4 protein-coding genes are annotated in these 2,366 nt (G+C 66.7%); all 4 read right to left on the bottom strand.

What is annotated here, in order from left to right; translation table 11 throughout:
- The coding region (locus FJY88_13660; protein ID MBM3288372.1) for a [acyl-carrier-protein] S-malonyltransferase at window positions 1-93 on the bottom strand (93 nt) is incomplete at its 3' end.
- On the bottom strand, window positions 93-1,058 hold the full coding sequence (locus tag FJY88_13655; GenBank protein ID MBM3288371.1) for a ketoacyl-ACP synthase III: 966 nt from the start codon (window positions 1,056-1,058) through the stop codon (window positions 93-95). The genes FJY88_13655 and FJY88_13660, both read right to left, overlap by 1 nt.
- Window positions 1,059-1,071: 13 nt before the next feature.
- Complete coding sequence (gene plsX / locus FJY88_13650; protein ID MBM3288370.1) at window positions 1,072-2,085, bottom strand: phosphate acyltransferase PlsX; 1,014 nt, start codon at window positions 2,083-2,085, stop codon at window positions 1,072-1,074.
- Window positions 2,086-2,102: 17 nt separating this feature from the next.
- Complete coding sequence (locus FJY88_13645; GenBank protein MBM3288369.1) at window positions 2,103-2,279, bottom strand: 50S ribosomal protein L32; 177 nt, start codon at window positions 2,277-2,279, stop codon at window positions 2,103-2,105.
- Window positions 2,280-2,366 lie beyond the last annotated feature (87 nt).

Here is a 2,366-nt window from a genome sequence, read left to right as displayed (position 1 = left end):
CTCGCGCGTCTCCGGATACTCGTCGGAGAGGCTCTTCCCCATGCCGACGTACTGCGATCCTTGACCTGGAAAGAGAAATCCGAGGCTCGTCATCACACCCTCGCGATCGCGGCCGCCCATGTGAAGCCGCCCCCGAAAGCGACCAACCCGATCAGCATGCCCGGCCGGCAGTGCCCGCCGCGGACCGCCTCGTCGAGCGCGATCGGGATCGACGCGGCCGACGTGTTCCCGAAGCGCTCGAGGTTCACGTATACCTTCTCGCGCGGCACCTCGAGCCTCTTCGCCACCGCCTCCATGATGCGGATGTTCGCCTGGTGCGGGAAGAGCCAGTCGAGCTCCGGACCGGTGTGGCCCGCCTCCTCGAGCGCCCGAAGACCCGCGCCGCTCATGTGGGTCACCGCATGCTTGAAGACGTCGCGGCCGGTCATGTGGATCTTGTGCTTCTTCTTCTCCACCGACTCGACGGTCGCCGGCATGCGGGAGCCGCCCGCCGGTTGATGGAGAAGCTCCCAGAGCCTCCCGTCGCTTCCGAAGTTGATCGAGAGGATCCCGCGATCCTCCTCGCACGCGCCGATCACGACCGCCCCGGCGCCGTCGCCGAAGAGGACGCACGTGTTTCGGTCCTCCCAATCGACGATCTTGCTCAGCGTCTCGGCGCCGATGACGAGCACCCGGCGCGCCTGGTCCGTCTCGATGAGCCCCTTTCCGAGCGCCATCCCGTAGATGAATCCGGAGCACGCGGCGCTGACGTCGAAGGCGGCCGCGCGGACCGCGCCGATGTTCGCCTGCACGATGCACGCGGTGGAGGGGAAGAGCATGTCGGGCGTCGCCGTTCCGAGGATCACCGCATCGAGATCGGCGGGAGAGATCCCCGCCGCCTCGCACGCGCGAAGCGCCGCGGGGGAAGCGACGTCCGAAGTCGCCTCGTTCTCCGCGGCGATGTGCCGGACGCGGATCCCCGTCCTTGTCATGATCCACTCGTCCGTCGTGTCCACGATCTTCGCCAGATCGTCGTTCGTCAGAAGCTTCTCCGGGACATAAGCCCCGGTCCCCAGAATGCACGTTCGCCGCTTAGTCAACCGCCACCTCGTCGTAGGCCCGGGTTCTCTTTCCGATCTCCCGGCTGATGTCGTACCGAACGAAACGGCTCGCCGTTCGCACCGCGTTCGCGATGGCCAGGGACGAAGAACGGCCGTGGCTAATCATGCAAACCCCGTCGATCCCGAGGAGAGGAGCCCCCCCGTATTGTTCGTAGCTCAATTGATCTTTCAAGTGCGAAAGAGTCGGCTTGAGGAGCGCGGCGCCGATCTTCGCCCTCGGGTGGCGCGCGATCTCCCCTTTCAGGAAGCCGAGGATCATCGCGACCATCCCTTCGGCGAACTTGAGGATCACGTTCCCGACGAAACCGTCGCAGACCGCGACATCGACCTCTCCCTTGAACATCCCGACCGCCTCGACGTTCCCGGCGAAATTGAGGCTGCTCTTCTCGAGAAGCGGAAACGCCTCGCGCGTGAGGTCGTTCCCCTTCGTCGGCTCCTCCCCGATGTTGAGAAGGCCGACGCGCGGGTTCTCGCGCCCGAGGATCTTCTCGGCGTAGACCGCGCCCATGTGGGCGAACTGGACGAGATCGGTCGGGCGGCAGTCCTTCGTGGCGCCGATGTCGAGGAGAACGAAGCCGTCCTTCTCGTTCGGGACGAACGTCGCGATGGCGGGGCGGCGGACGCCCGGTAGGCGCCCGAGGATGAGGAGAGACGCGGCGACGACCGCGCTCGTGTTCCCCGCGCTCACGAACGCGTCGGCTTTTCCCTCCTTGTGAAGCTGAAGCCCGCGCGCGATCGAGGAGTCGCGCTTTCGCCGGGAGGCGGCGGCGCCGTGCTCCTCCATCTGGATCGTCTCGCTCGCGTGCTCGACCTCCACGCGGGGGTCGAAGTCCCCGTGGACGGCGAGCTCGCGGCGGATCCGCTCCTCGTCGCCGACGAGGATGACCCCGACCTCCTCGGAGTTCTCGCGAAGGAACCGCGCGACGCCGGCCGCCACGGTTCCGACGCCCGAGTCCCCGCCCATCGCATCAACGGCGATCCGCAAGTCGCGTCCCCCGCGTCTTACTCGACGATGACGACCCGTCGTCCTCGGTAGTAGCCGCAATGCGGGCAGATGCGGTGCGGCGGCTTCGGCTGTCCGCAGTGGGAGCAGAGAGTCGGCCGCACCACGGCGAGCTTCTGATGCGTGCGTCTCTTCCTCTTTCGGGCTTTCGAGATACGCCTCTTCGGCAGACCCATGACTAGTCCTTCTTTCCGAGGTTCCGGCTCAGGTTGCGGAGGGCCTCCCACGCGGGATGTCCCTCCTCGATGCGGCAGCCGCAATCC

The organism is Candidatus Eisenbacteria bacterium, assembly GCA_016867495.1.
Taxonomy (GTDB): domain Bacteria; phylum Eisenbacteria; class RBG-16-71-46; order CAIMUX01; family VGJL01; genus VGJL01.
The sequence above is the reverse complement of the archived record's forward strand: the minus strand, read 5'-3'. Positions and strand labels throughout refer to the sequence as shown.